At 52.1% G+C, this 13,344-nt stretch carries 15 protein-coding genes; 13 read left to right on the top strand and 2 right to left on the bottom strand.

Annotated elements, in window-relative coordinates; translation table 11 throughout:
• The first annotated feature begins 292 nt into the window (after positions 1 to 292).
• Positions 293 to 1,021: an SDR family oxidoreductase gene (locus ACR3EQ_RS09070; RefSeq protein WP_170612308.1), complete on the top strand. Its 729-nt coding sequence runs from the start codon at positions 293 to 295 to the stop codon at positions 1,019 to 1,021.
• Between the two features lie 48 nt (positions 1,022 to 1,069).
• Here the strand turns inward: ACR3EQ_RS09070 and ACR3EQ_RS09065 are convergent, their stop codons facing one another.
• On the bottom strand, positions 1,070 to 1,825 hold the full coding sequence (locus tag ACR3EQ_RS09065) for an N-acyl homoserine lactonase family protein (RefSeq protein ID WP_480490418.1): 756 nt from the start codon (positions 1,823 to 1,825) through the stop codon (positions 1,070 to 1,072).
• Between the two features lie 41 nt (positions 1,826 to 1,866).
• Between ACR3EQ_RS09065 and ACR3EQ_RS09060 the strand changes: the two genes are divergently transcribed.
• The 5 genes from ACR3EQ_RS09060 to ACR3EQ_RS09040 all read left to right on the top strand — a co-directional run bounded on the left by ACR3EQ_RS09060 (position 1,867) and on the right by ACR3EQ_RS09040 (position 8,395).
• Positions 1,867 to 2,985: a pyridoxal phosphate-dependent aminotransferase gene (locus tag ACR3EQ_RS09060; protein ID WP_170612305.1), complete on the top strand. Its 1,119-nt coding sequence runs from the start codon at positions 1,867 to 1,869 to the stop codon at positions 2,983 to 2,985.
• Between the two features lie 186 nt (positions 2,986 to 3,171).
• Complete coding sequence (locus tag ACR3EQ_RS09055; protein WP_108862075.1) at positions 3,172 to 3,645, top strand: DUF427 domain-containing protein; 474 nt, start codon at positions 3,172 to 3,174, stop codon at positions 3,643 to 3,645.
• 6 nt (positions 3,646 to 3,651) lie between these two features.
• Positions 3,652 to 4,971 carry an ABC1 kinase family protein gene (locus ACR3EQ_RS09050; protein WP_170612304.1) on the top strand — a complete coding sequence of 440 codons (1,320 nt, stop codon included), beginning with the start codon at positions 3,652 to 3,654 and terminating at the stop codon, positions 4,969 to 4,971.
• A gap of 375 nt (positions 4,972 to 5,346) precedes the next feature.
• Entirely contained in the window at positions 5,347 to 7,236 is a 1,890-nt protein-coding gene (locus tag ACR3EQ_RS09045; RefSeq protein ID WP_170612302.1) for an SLC13 family permease, read from the top strand.
• A gap of 253 nt (positions 7,237 to 7,489) precedes the next feature.
• Positions 7,490 to 8,395: a haloalkane dehalogenase gene (locus ACR3EQ_RS09040; RefSeq protein WP_170612300.1), complete on the top strand. Its 906-nt coding sequence runs from the start codon at positions 7,490 to 7,492 to the stop codon at positions 8,393 to 8,395.
• Between the two features lie 32 nt (positions 8,396 to 8,427).
• On the opposite strand, the gene ACR3EQ_RS09035 is transcribed toward ACR3EQ_RS09040, so the two are convergent.
• On the bottom strand, positions 8,428 to 9,315 hold the full coding sequence (locus ACR3EQ_RS09035; protein ID WP_170612298.1) for a LysR family transcriptional regulator: 888 nt from the start codon (positions 9,313 to 9,315) through the stop codon (positions 8,428 to 8,430).
• Positions 9,316 to 9,419: 104 nt separating this feature from the next.
• On the opposite strand from ACR3EQ_RS09035, the gene ACR3EQ_RS09030 reads away from it, so the two are divergent.
• From ACR3EQ_RS09030 to ACR3EQ_RS09000, 7 genes are all read left to right on the top strand, one after another.
• The gene (locus ACR3EQ_RS09030; RefSeq protein ID WP_170612296.1) at positions 9,420 to 9,710 is read left to right on the top strand and encodes a putative quinol monooxygenase; all 291 of its coding nucleotides are present in this window, start codon (positions 9,420 to 9,422) and stop codon (positions 9,708 to 9,710) included.
• A 26-nt stretch (positions 9,711 to 9,736) separates the two neighbouring features.
• Positions 9,737 to 10,750 carry a zinc-binding alcohol dehydrogenase family protein gene (locus ACR3EQ_RS09025; RefSeq protein WP_480490415.1) on the top strand — a complete coding sequence of 338 codons (1,014 nt, stop codon included), beginning with the start codon at positions 9,737 to 9,739 and terminating at the stop codon, positions 10,748 to 10,750.
• A complete protein-coding gene (locus ACR3EQ_RS09020; protein WP_170612292.1) occupies positions 10,751 to 11,131 on the top strand; it encodes a VOC family protein in 381 nt (126 codons plus the stop codon). It abuts the gene before it with no gap.
• A gap of 144 nt (positions 11,132 to 11,275) precedes the next feature.
• Positions 11,276 to 11,659 (top strand): nuclear transport factor 2 family protein, encoded by a 384-nt coding sequence (locus ACR3EQ_RS09015; protein WP_170612290.1) that lies wholly within the window; start codon positions 11,276 to 11,278, stop codon positions 11,657 to 11,659.
• Positions 11,660 to 11,795: 136 nt separating this feature from the next.
• Positions 11,796 to 12,299 carry an aggregation factor core gene (locus ACR3EQ_RS09010; RefSeq protein WP_170612288.1) on the top strand — a complete coding sequence of 168 codons (504 nt, stop codon included), beginning with the start codon at positions 11,796 to 11,798 and terminating at the stop codon, positions 12,297 to 12,299.
• A 13-nt stretch (positions 12,300 to 12,312) separates the two neighbouring features.
• A complete protein-coding gene (locus ACR3EQ_RS09005) occupies positions 12,313 to 12,765 on the top strand; it encodes a TspO/MBR family protein (RefSeq protein ID WP_480490413.1) in 453 nt (150 codons plus the stop codon).
• 65 nt (positions 12,766 to 12,830) lie between these two features.
• Entirely contained in the window at positions 12,831 to 13,331 is a 501-nt protein-coding gene (locus ACR3EQ_RS09000) for a CIA30 family protein (RefSeq protein WP_170815983.1), read from the top strand.
• Positions 13,332 to 13,344: the final 13 nt, after the last annotated feature.

Raw genomic sequence — 13,344 nt, 5'->3', positions numbered from 1 at the left:
GCGCCAATTCCGCCTCGTTGAGAGGCTGCAAACGGGAAACCCGATGCAATGCCGCGCAGCCTTTGACGCGCCTAAAAGGCCACGCTGCATCAGCGATTTTCGAAAGTCCAATGTTGGAAATTTTCGCAGAGCAGTTACCTAGCAGACAGCTGCGAATGACCAAACTGAGCCCAAAGCGGACGAGCGGTGATTTCAAGCCCAATTGAACCGTGCCAATTTCATGTAAAAGGGATGCCAGGTTCATACTATACTCTATTGTGCCTCATACGAGGCCGAGGTCAGAGGAGTTACTATGAAAACAGCTGTTGTGACCGGCGCCGCGGGAGGGATGGGGCAAGCCATCTGCCGCCAATTGCCGGCAGTCGGTTTCCACGTTGTTGGACTGGACCTCAATGAGGAGGGTTTAGGTGAACTGGCGACAGAATTAGGTTCGAATTTCACGCCAATCTGCGTTGACTTAACTGATCATTCGGCTATCGCTCAGGCGTTTGATGGCATTAAGACAACGCATGGCGGTCTGGATGCTTTGGTAAACAATGCAGGCACCTGCTTCATGTCCGACTTCCCGCACATTCCGCCCGAGGAACTCGAAAAGCAGATGGCAATCAATTTTAATTCTGCTTTCTATTGCTGCCAGCAGGCGGTCCAATTGATGTTGGAACGCGAAGGAAGCAAAAAGATTGTCAATATCTCATCGAACGGAGCTTACAATTTCGATGTTTTTGACCCTCCGCACTACCGTGCGTCAAAGGCTGCGATGGATACTCTAACAAAAGACCTCGCCCGTCGATACGCAAAGGATAAAATCTGTGTAAATTCTCTGGCACCTGCCATGACTGAGACACCGTTGTTCAATGTCTTGACCGAGGAAGTCTTGAAGAAAGCCGTTAGTGCCATGCCACATGGTCATGCGATGCTACCTGAGCAAATCGCCTCTTGGGTTGGTTTTCTCATTTCACCGGCAGGGGATGTTTCCAGTGGGAATGTGATTATTCTGAACCAAGGGCGCGACGTCAGATAATTCTTTGGTGCGACATCACTTTCCGGAAAAATGGTCCAAGGGGTGGGATCAGCTGTAGACTTCTGGTGCTTTCTTCAGAACAGCCCACTGCTTTGGACAATGCCCATAGATTACAAAGGCATCTCGCTCGGATGCCAGACGCATCAACCTGTCTGCGCTGGCAATTGCTGCATCTTCGTCCCAAGACCCGGCAAACTTCTCGTCGATTTCTGCTGGTCGGGAAATCGCATCACTGGTCAATAAAATCGCCCTCGACGGAAGATCGACCATTACCGCGATCTGGCCAGGCGCATGACCGGGTGCCATCAAAACGAAGATACCTGGCCCAATCTCTACGTCGTCATCAATAACCAGGTAATCCTGCTCGGGCCATTCCATCGGCCGCATATCGCCCCAATACAAGGGGCGAGGTAAGGCTCGCTCGGCAGAGGAGATGAGAATGGGACTGTTTGGAAAGTCGCCCAATGCACCGATATGGTCGATATGGGAGTGCGTACAAATCTGTAATGCAATGTCTGACGGAATAAGCCCGAGTTTTGCCAGCTGTGCGCGTGGCAGATTATCTGGTTCGCACTTCAGAACCTCGCCAAACTCGAACAATCGATCTTCTTTGACCGCGGCGTCGGTATCAATGGCGTATTTTTCAGGAAATCCAGTGTCGATGAGTATTGCTTCTCCCAAATCTGTTCGGATCAGAAACCCGCAGATACCTATGATGCGGCCAGTGGAATGGACCTTGAACAGCCCGTAGTCCAAAACCACAAGGTCAATCGGTCGCCCTTTGACAAATCCCTCTGCTTGCAAAGACTCTCTCCCTGATTGACTACAAAGATTTTGAGTAGAGCATGAAAGTCAAGATACACACACTTTTTCAATACCTACTGGATACCACGGAAGCGGATCCAGAAGCTTTCGTTGGGTTTTCCTTGTCCGAGTCGCCGCGTTTGGGTGAGTTCATGGATGCGCTGGATCCAGCGCTGCCGTTGGATTGGAACCAAAAGAGCTTTCGGGGTCTGCCTGCTTTACGACGGCATGTTTTGGACCGCGCTGGCTTGTATGATGTTTGCAAGCCAGACGACGTTCTGATCACCGCCGGCGCCGCGGAAGCCAATTATCTTGCATTCATGCAATTGGTCCAACCGGGCGACGAAGTCGTAACGGAACGCCCGGGCTGGCCACAAGCGGGCGTATTGGCAGAGGCAGTTGGCGCGACGCTAAAAGTTGTCGACCGCGAAGAGAGGGCTGGTTGGGTATTGCCGCTCGACAAAGTTGAGGCCGCAGTAACAGCGCGCACGCGGCTCATCTTTATGACCAACCCCAATAACCCCACCGGGCAGTTGATGACACAAGCAGAGCTGGAAAGGCTTGTCCAAATCGCAGATCGCGTAGGTGCATGGCTGGTTGTTGACGAGGTTTACGCGGGATTGGAGTGGGACGGGTCCCGTGCCCCTTCGATTGCTGGTTTGTATCCAAGGGGTATCACGACGGGCAGCGTTTCCAAGGCACTGGGGCTCCAGGGGCTACGCACCGGCTGGATGATATGCCGTGATTCAGATCTCATTTGGGACGCTATTATTCTGCGGGAAAACTCGAGCGAAATTATGAATATTCTTGGCGAAGTCATTGCCGAAATCGCCTTGAGGTCTGACCAATATAATCAGGCTTTGAAAATTGCACGGGCAGCTGGGATGAAAACGCTGGAACGCCTGGATAGGTTTGTTGCCGATCAGCCCAACCTCGATTGGGTCAAACCTCAGGCTGGATTAATTGGTTTGGCACGGCTCGATGGGATTGATGGCGACGTGTTCGCCAAACGCTTGCTCGCCGATCCCTATCGGACATTTCTACTACCGGGTTCGTCTTACGGGATGCAGAACCACATCCGACTGGGTGTGGGGGGAGGTGCTGCTGCCAACCTCGACCTTGGCCTAGAGCGCATGGGCGAACTATTGGCAAACTGGTAGATTTAGGACACTCATTTCGACGGTTCGGGCTGCAAAGTCGGTCAAATAACGTTGCCCGTCCCAAGCTGACACTAAGCCCAATTTTGGTGCAAGTTAACCTGCCATACGCTGAAAGCTTTCTCGCTAGAATAGCGCTGGTTGCGCGCTAGTTCACGTGGAGTAACCGATTCATAACCAAGGTTCGAAATGACAGGTTGGACAACTGAAAACGTCCAAGACTATCCGCGACCACCTGCGCTGCGGGCAGTGCCTCATCGAGTGCGGATCGAGCTCGGCGGTCAAACAATCGTGGAAACCGATCAGGCGTTTCAGGTTCTCGAAACCCACCACGCCCCCACGTATTATATTCCGCCGCAAGACATTGATGCCGTTCTGACAAAGGCCTCGGGTAGATCATTCTGCGAGTGGAAGGGTGTTGCGAGCTACTGGGACGTTCAGAGCGGGGCAGCTGCGGCTAAGAAAGCTGCGTGGAGTTATGCTGCACCAACCATCAAATTTGAACGGATTAAGGGCTATCTCGCCTTTTACGCCGGACTTATGGACGCTTGTTTTGTTGGTGAGTACCGGGTGATCCCGCAACCCGGGGACTTCTATGGAGGTTGGGTCACCGAAAACTTGAAGGGTCGCATAAAAGGCGCTCCGGGCACGGAATTTTGGTGAGTACTGATGACCGACCCTAAATCCTCACCAACCCCTTTGGCAGTTCCTACAAGCCGTTTGGTCCGTGTTGCCGGTTTAAGCAGCATGACGGCAGGCATTGCGGGGAACATGGCAGCACGCGCCCTAAGAGAGATCGGTCGCGGCGCGCGACCCGATATGCGTGGATTGTTGATGACACCCGGCAACGTGACACGAGTCGCGGATCAACTCGCTCGCATGCGAGGCGCCGCGATGAAGGTGGGTCAGTTGATTTCGATGGATGCAGGTGAGGTCTTGCCGCCTGAACTGGCTGACATCATGGCGCGTTTACGAGATCAGGCGCATTTCATGCCACCGAAACAATTGCGCGACGTCCTGAACCGAGCTTGGGGTGCAGATTGGCGAAAATCCTTCAAAGATTTTAACGTTAGGCCCATAGCGGCAGCGAGCATTGGGCAAGTACATCGTGCGACATTGAAAGACGGGCGCGACGTGGCGATCAAAGTGCAATATCCCGGTATCGCGCGCAGTATCGACAGCGATGTTGCCAACGTGGCTGCTTTGGTTCGGATGTCGGGTCTGCTCCCCAAAAGGTTTGATCTGGGTCCGTATATCCAAGAGGCGCGCAGACAATTACATGAAGAAGCGGATTATGAACGCGAGGGGCAACACCTGCGCTATTTTGCTGAACTGTTACAGGCAGATGAAGCTTTCGAAGTCCCAGAGTTCTATCCGGATTGGAGCAATTCAGAAGTTCTGACGATGTCCTTTCTGGAAGGTCGCCCAATCGAAGCAGTGAGTGATGCGACCAAATTGGAACGCAATCAAGTATCCGAGGCACTGGTCGATCTCACGCTACGCGAGATTTTTGACTTCGGCATCATTCAAAGCGATCCAAACTTTGCCAATTACCGATACAACCCAGATAATGGGAAGATTAGTCTCTTGGATTTTGGCGCGTCACGTGCGCTGCAACCATATGCAATCGATAGTTACGCGCATCTGTTACGCGCAGGGTTACTAGAGGATGATGCAGATCTTCGTAGGGCTGCGATCCAAATGAAGCTTATTGCAGACGACGGCCCATACGACGACCGCATCCTCGGAATGATCCGCAGCGTTTTTGACGCAATCCTATCTGCGGATGAATTTGATTTCTCCGACCGAGCGCTCTCCAACCACTTGAACAAAGAAGGCATGGCTTTGGCTGAGGCCGGGTATTTCCCACACCAGCTTCCAATGGATGTTCTTTACCTTCAGCGAAAGATTGGAGGGATGTTCTTATTGGCCACTCGATTGAATGCCTCGTTGCCTGTGAAGACACTTCTTGCAAAGTACGTCAACTAACCCAAAACTTCCGACGACAGACAGGAATGACCAGCATATACTCGCGCCTAGGGCAGCATAGCCCGCAAAGCTGTTGCTGGCAGTAAGTGCAGCGAAGGTCCGCGCCGAGTCCATATGAATAATGACGATACGGAATATGTAAGTGTTTGTACTCGAGAAATAGTGAAAATTCATTTTGCATTACGATGGTTAAGAGAGGCTTGGGAGTTTGTCACCAGCGTCTCTTTGGGTTGGCGAAATCCAGGTTTCAGCAGATATCACGTCCGAGAAAACAAGCTGCGTGAGTCGGCCTGATGGATCTTGGCCTTATCTGACGCGCAGAGTTGGTTCTTCGTATTTGCTGGTAGTCAGGTAACGTTAGGTTGGGAGTGCGATATGGAATTACCGACACTGACATACGAAATGATAGCCGTACTGAGTCTATTGTCTTTTACCGTCTTACTTTTTGTTACCGAGATTATACGGATCGATGTCGCAGCAATTCTTGTAATGGTGCTGCTTGGTGCACTGAGCTATCTCCCGGGGCTGGGTAATCTTGCCAATATATCAAAGCTCTTTGAAGGTTTTTCCTCGAACGCAGTGATGTCCATCATCGCAGTTATGGTAATCGGGGCTGGGCTTGATAAGACGGGGCTTATGTCAAAGGTTGCGGCCCTGATCCTCAAGAATGGAGGCACGACAGAGGCTCGGATAATCCCGATAATTTCAACTACGGTTGGTGTGATCAGCTCTTTCATGCAGAACGTGGGAGCTGCTGCGCTTTTTCTGCCCGTTGTGAGCCGCATCTCAGCGCGTACAGAAATACCGATGAGTCGGTTGCTTATGCCCATGGGGTTTTGCGCGATTCTGGGTGGTACGATCACATTGGTCGGGTCGTCGCCTCTCATCCTTTTGAACGACCTGATTGTTTCGGCAAACTCATCTCTTCCGGCTAACCAACAAATGGAGACATTTGGGTTGTTTTCAGTCACGCCTATCGGTGTGATGCTGGTGCTGACAGGGGTGCTTTACTTTGTGCTCTTTGGTCGTTGGGTTCTTCCAGCGCAGCGAGAGCGTGGAGAAGACGCAAGCTCAGCCCGGTCCATGCAGACCTACGTCGAAAACACCTATGGGCTTAGGGCTGATATGTTCGAGATACGTGTTCCAGAAGGTTCGATCTTGATTGGACAAACGCTCGCGGATGTCATGGTCGCCCATAATTTATACATTCTCGGCACATCCTATCGCGGCCACAAGGTCATCGCGCCGATGGCTGATACCAAGATCGAAGCGCCAGCGCGGCTTGCAGTGCTTGGCCTGCGCCGTGTGGTTGAGCATCAGTTCGCTGAGCCTTATGGCTTAGAGATTCTGCCCCAACTGGATGTCTTTGCAGATGATTTCGCCGCGACCCAATCAGGGGTGGCAGAGGTTGTTATTCCGCCCGGTTCTTCAGTGATCGGCCAGACTCCGATTGATTTGCGTCTCCGTCAGACACATGGTTTGTCTCTGTTGGCCATTCAGCGCGGCGAAGAAACACTGAGCCATGTAGAAACGGAAGATCATTCAGCCACGCATATCGGGCAAGTCCCTTTGCAGGCGGGTGATACGTGTGTCGTGCACGTGCAATGGGACCGTCTGACACGACTGAAGTCAGACAGGGATTTTGTCGTCGTAACTTCGGACTTTCCCCAAGAAGAGTTACGCCCACACAAGGTCGGATGGGCGCTTGCTTTCTTCCTAATAGCGTTGAGCTTAATTCTGTTTTCTGATCTGCGCTTGTCATTATGCCTGTTGATCGGCGCTATTGGGATGGTGTTGAGCCGGGTGCTCTCGATTGACGAAGCCTACGAGTCGATAAGTTGGAGCACAGTCTTTCTACTGGCTTCGCTGATCCCGTTGGGCCAAGCAGTTCAGAACACTGGCACTGCGGATTGGATTGCCGCGCATGTGTTAGCCCTCCTGAAGGGGTGGCCGATCTGGTCTTTGCAAGCAGGGATCGCCGTTTTGGCAACGGCGTTCACGCTGGTCATGTCCAACGTAGGTGCAACTGTTCTGCTGGTGCCGCTGGCGGTTTCTATTGCCGTATCGGCGGGTGGTAACCCGGCCGTATTTGCTCTCACCGTGGCAATTTCAACGTCCAACTCATTTTTGATCCCCACACACCAGGTGAATGCGTTGATCATGGGCCCAGCAGGCTATCGGGTGGTCGATTTCGTTCGCTCGGGCGGAATCATGACTCTCCTTTTCTTGGTTGTTTCAATGACCGGACTTGCGCTTTTCTTCTGAGCCGCTTCTCGGCGACCCGTACAATGAACTCTGCTTCAGCTCAGAAGAACTGGCAAGATGAGGTCTTGGAGGCCAATCCTTTTGTTGGAGCAGAAAATCCGAGATCTATACAAATGGACTTTCGCTGCGAGAAAGAGAAGAAGGGCGGCGAACAAATGCAAACCTGACGTCGACATACGCTGGTACTGGACCGTCTTTGTTTTATCGATCACTGTTGCTTGGCCAATACCGTCGGCATATTGGAGAGTTCACAATGAAGTTCCTTCGAACACCTGACCATCGGTTTGACGGGTTGCCAGATTTCGCATTCGGCCCGAATTATCTTGATGTGGATAATACCGAAGGCGGTCGTCTCCGAATGCACTATTTGGACGAGGGACCGGAACAGGCACCGCCCGTATTGTTGATGCACGGAGAGCCAACCTGGTGCTTCCTGTATCGGCACATGATTCCGTTATTCAAAGATGCGGGCCATCGAGTACTGTCTCCTGATTTGATTGGGTTTGGACGGTCGGACAAGCCCACCGAGCGATCCGACTACACCTACCAACGCCATGTAGACTGGATGTCCGAGTGGTTGCGGAAAGTTGACCTGACTGGCATCACATTGGTGTGTCAGGACTGGGGCGGACTCATTGGCTTGCGGCTGGTTGCGAGTATGCCCGAGCGTTTCTCTCGTGTGGTTGTGGCGAACACGGCCCTACCTACCGGTGACGTGCCCTTGGGTGAGGCATTTCTTTCATGGCGGGAATATTCACAATCTGTGCCTGAATTTAATTCGGGCCGTATCGTATTTGGCGGCACAACATCGAAGATTTCAGATGAAGAGGTTGCAGCCTATAACGCACCGTTTCCGGATTCGCGCTATCTGGCAGGCGCTCGCGAGTTTCCAGTGTTGGTGCCCGACTCGCCTGACAATCCAGCTTCTGAAGCCAACCGAGCCGCATGGGAAACCCTCAAGACCCTAAACACCCCGTTTCTGACTGTTTTTGGAGAAGACGACAGGGTCATGGCGGGGGTAGACAAACTGTTCCAAAAGTCGATCCCTGGGGCAGTTGGTCAAAATCATACTGTTTTGCCTAAAGCGGGGCATTTCATTCAAGAAGATGCTGGGGCAGAGCTAGCAAACGCGACTTTGAAATTCATTGAGCAAACATAACGGCTGTCAGATTAGTGACTTCCCCTGCGGCCTCAACTCACGCCAAATTTGCGACGCAAATGCTCAGCTAAGGCCGTTATGCGACGTGGTTGGGCTCGGCTCGGCGGAAACATCATTTGCAAAGGTTTCGGCGGTGGGAGGAAGTCGCGCAAGACAGAAACAAGTTTGCCAGATCGAACATCTTCGCCGACATCCAGCTCCGACTTCAAGACGACCCCATGACCTGCAATCGCCCATTCGCGGATGAGTGAACCATCATTGACTATTCGATTTCCTTTTACCGATACGCGCTGGGCATTTGGTCCTGATCCAAACTCCCAAACGTTGTCGATTATGTCGCCAAACCTCATAACCAAGCAGTTGTGGTTCAATAGATCTTCTGGTTTTTCAGGCGTTCCGAATAAGGCTAGGTAACTTGGGGAGGCACATACGAAACGTTGGTAGCTTCCTAAATTTCGTAATCTGAGCGAGCTGTCTGTGATGTTGCCGAAGCGAACGGCGAGGTCAAAACCCCGGCCTACAAGGTCGACGTAGCCGTCCGAGAGGGACAGTTCGATTGAGACGGCAGGGTTCTCTTCGGTGAATTCGGCAATAACCTCGGAAACAAAGCTCCGCCCCAAATCGATAGGCGCGCTTATGCGAATTGGACCAGACAAAGTTTCGGCGCCGTGCCGAACAAGCGTATCCAGGTCCGCAACCTCACTGAGTACGTTTCTTGCTCCATCGGCTAGTGTACGGCCTTCTTCGGTCAGGCTAATAGAACGAGTGGTGCGGTTGAACAAAACCACTCCGTAGTGTGCCTCCAGAGCCGCGAGTCGCTCGGACACTGTCGTGCTCGACATCCCTGTTGCGCGCGCTGCGGCCACAAGACTGCCTTTCTCGGCTATAGTCAGAAACAAGCGAAGATTGTCTAAAAGCATTAAACGGAATTTCCGGATTATATGTTCGATCTCGCCCTGTTTATCCCGAAAAGACTGCGGCGTAAATCTAGCGCATCGCTCAAGAACACAAGGGACCTATTCCAATGGCCAAGCTGACAATTGTCGCCAACATCAAAGCCAACCCCGACAAGATCGACCTTGTAAAGGGTGAGTTGATCAAGCTCATCGACATAACCCGTGCCGAAGAGGGTTGCATTAACTACGACCTGCATCAGGACAACGGCAACCCGGCCCATTTCGTATTCTACGAAAACTGGCAAAGCCGGGAGCTTTGGCAAACCCACATGGGTGCTCAGCACCTTGCGGCTTACCTGGAAGCAACAGAGGGTGCCGTTGCAGAATTCACGTTGAATGAAATGACAGTCATCGGTTGATACAAAACCGAACAAAGGAGCACTTTATGAAAGCCGTGGGATACCGTGAGACAGGGTCGATTGATCGGGCGGACGCCTTAATCGACTTCGAGGCCGACAAACCGACGCCGAAGGGGCATGACTTGTTGGTGAAAGTGCAGGCCGTTTCAGTGAACCCGGTCGATACGAAAATTCGGCAAAAACGTGCTCCTGTAGGTCCAGCACCTGATATTTTGGGGTGGGACGCAGTAGGCATCGTCGAAGCAGTTGGCGAAACGGTTGAGACTTTCCGTCCGGGAGATGCAGTTTGGTATGCCGGGGCAATAGACCGACCGGGAACCAATGCCGAGTTTCATCTGGTGGATGAACGTATTGTCGGAGCCGCGCCAAAATCCATACCGGCGAAAGCGGCTGCGGCGATGCCGCTAACGACGCTTACTGCCTTTGAGATGCTGTTCGACCGCTTGCGAGTCCAAGATGCCGTTTCCGGCGGAACCAATACGTTGCTGGTTATTGGTGGCGCAGGCGGTGTCGGGTCAATCACCATTCAATTGGCGCGGGCTCTCACTGACTTGACAGTGATAGCGACGGCGTCCCGACCCGAGACACAAGACTGGGTTCGAGGGCTGGGCGCACACCACGTCATCAACCACGCAGAACATTTTGGCACACAACTCGAGGCTCTGGGTATCGAAAATGTGGATTTCGTCTATTCAACAAACCATTCCCAGCTTTATGCGTCTCAAGCTGGAGAGGTGATGACACCTCAAGGTCGCTTTGGGTTGATTGATGATCCTGAAACCTTCGACATCGCGCCGTTCAAACCCAAATCGATCTCATTGCATTGGGAGTTCATGTACACTCGGTCGCTTTTTGGGACTGGCGAAATGAACCGTCAAAGCGAAATCCTGAATCAGGTCGCCGCGTTGATAGATGATGGAGGGATCAGATCTACAGCGACCGAAACACTTGGTAGGATCAATGCTACAAACTTAATAAAAGCGCATGCTATCCTCGAAAGCGGCAAGGCCAAAGGAAAGCTCGTGCTTGAGGGTTTTTAGATGAGAATTGAGCGACTGGATCATGTGAATATCGTGACCACAAGGTTGCCTGAGATGGTTACTTGGTATGAAGAGGTCCTGGGTTTAAAACTCGGGGCCCGCCCTGATTTTCCGTTTCCCGGAGCTTGGTTGTATGCGGGTGATGACGCCGTGGTCCACCTTGTGGGTCACGAAGGAACACCTAACGTCGGCTCCGAAGTGAAGCTCAAGCTCGAGCATTTTGCGCTCTCAGCCACGGGCTTGAGCGCATTCGAAGAAAAACTGAGCTCGAGTCAGATCAAGTACCGCAAAACTGACGTCCCGGGCGCTCGAATGGTCCAAATCCATGTGGCCGATCCTGATGGAAATCATATTCATATAGACTTCGAAGAAATCGAGTAAGGGACAAACCCTCGAAATAGTCGGAACGCAAAATCAAGCGCGTAGCTTCTTGCCAGTTAGTGGTCGAGATCTTTGCCAGGTTGTTTCCAAGAATTATGCGGACCAACGTTTTTGGGCGGTACAAACGTCGATTTGGAGATCAGCATGCCGGACCTCGGAACAAACAAAAAAAACGTCATTGCTTTCTACGAAATGATGTTCAACGAGTGTCGACCTGCCGAGGCCATAGCAACCTTTGTTGGTGATACCTATACGCAGCACAACCCGCATGTTGGCGACGGCAAGCAAGCCTTTGTCGAGTACTTCGAGCGCATGGCTGCTGAATACCCGGGAAAGCGTGTGGATATCAAACGTGCCTTTGCTGAAGACGACCACGTTATTCTGCATTGCCACCAAATCTGGCCCGATGGTCTCGAGTACGCAGGGATCGATATTTTTCGCCTGGATGTCGATGGGAAGGTTGTCGAGCACTGGGACGTTCTTCAGGAGGTTCCGGCAAACAGCGAGAACGAAAACGGCATGTTTTGACTTATCCATTCTGACAGCGGTGCATGGAACTTCGAAAGGCCCTGTCGGCCAAACCACCATAGTCAAGGGGCATAAGTCTGATCCAAGAAATCCGCCGAAGCGTATCTATCAAGAACCAATAAGGAAGGAGATAAATATGCTCCCGAAGAGTATTCTTGCGGCGACCCTTGGATTATTTGCAGCTACTTCGCTTCAGGCTGGTGTACAAATTCGCTTTATAGAAGGCGCACCCAAAGACCGTTTTGTTTTGAAAAATGTCGGAGCTTGCGAAGTAGAAGCCTCGACCGTCAAAATTGACTTGTCGCAATCTGCCGGGCGTCTGATTTTCGACGTTACCCAAAAGGGTGCGGGCGTGGAGGTATTCCAACCTCTCGAATTCGTTGAGGGTGCGGATGCTCTGCGTCAAATTCCAGCGGTCGTGGATGGGCAAGATACAATTGAGCTTGAGATCGCCTCCCTCGGAGTCGGGGACAATCTCGCCTTTACCATCGATGTCGATGACACTATCGGGCAACGCGAAATCACCGTAACAGGGTCGGAGATCGCAGGCGCCACGGTGTCATATACCGATGCGGATGAGACTAATACTGCGACCTTCTCTTCCGAAGCACTTGTGAACGTGACGACCAAGGACTGCTAAAAGCTATCCAACAATGTCGAATTGGTTGATCCGCATAGCATTCCTTGCGCTGATGGTGGGAGGCGGCATCCTGATCGGGACACTGACTGCACCCGGCGATTGGTATGCACAGCTTTCTAAACCGGCTTTCAATCCACCAAATTGGATTTTTGGGCCGGTTTGGACGGTGCTTTATGTCTTGATCGCTATGGCGGGTTGGCGCCAGTTTGAAACAGACCGAAGCTCGACCGCCATGAAGCTGTGGTGGGCACAGATGGGTCTGAACTTTTTGTGGTCCCCGACCTTTTTCGTACTGCAACTGCCGTGGTTTGCCTTTTTGGTCATTGTCGCGTTGTTGGCTGTCATCGTTGTGTTCATCGTTAAGGTCAGGAATTCGGATCGGATTTCTGCACTAGCCTTCCTGCCGTACTTTGCATGGGTCGCATTTGCCACTGTCTTGAACCTTTCTATTACAATACTGAACTGAGAAAGAACGATATGCGTGGAAACTTCGCTGGGCTCGTTTCAGGTCTTGTTATCATCGGATTTACAATGGCACAGGCTGATGGAAATCTTGCCGAAGACTTCTCTAAGTCTCCGGAGAAGCGTTGGGACTTCGTTGCCGACACCGTCATGGGAGGAGTTTCTTCAGGTCAGGTGCAGTTTAGTTCGGAAGGTGATGTTGCATTCGCACGGTTGACCGGAACCGTCAGTACAGAAAACAACGGCGGCTTCATCCAGTTCCGACGCAAGTTGACTGACAGGCCAGATGCAAGTGTATCAGGCGTCAGGCTGTTGGTACGGGGGAACGGCGAGCTGTACTTTGTTCACCTCAGAACACGTGGCACGGTGCTTCCGTGGCAATACTATCAGGCCGAGTTCGCAACTTCTGACGAATGGACCGAAGTCTCTTTACCTCTGTCAGGCTTCAAGGCATCAGGTGCCATGTTACGCGCTATTCCCGTTGCAGACGCAATCACTTCAGTTGGAGTTGTAGCCTTCGGGCGCGATCACGAGGCCCGCGTAGATGTAAGCGAGATTGGTTTCTACTGAAGGTCAGGTTCCT

Source organism: Ruegeria sp. AN11, assembly GCF_056536005.1.
Note: the sequence above shows the minus strand (reverse complement) of the source record. Positions and strands in the feature narration are given on the sequence as shown.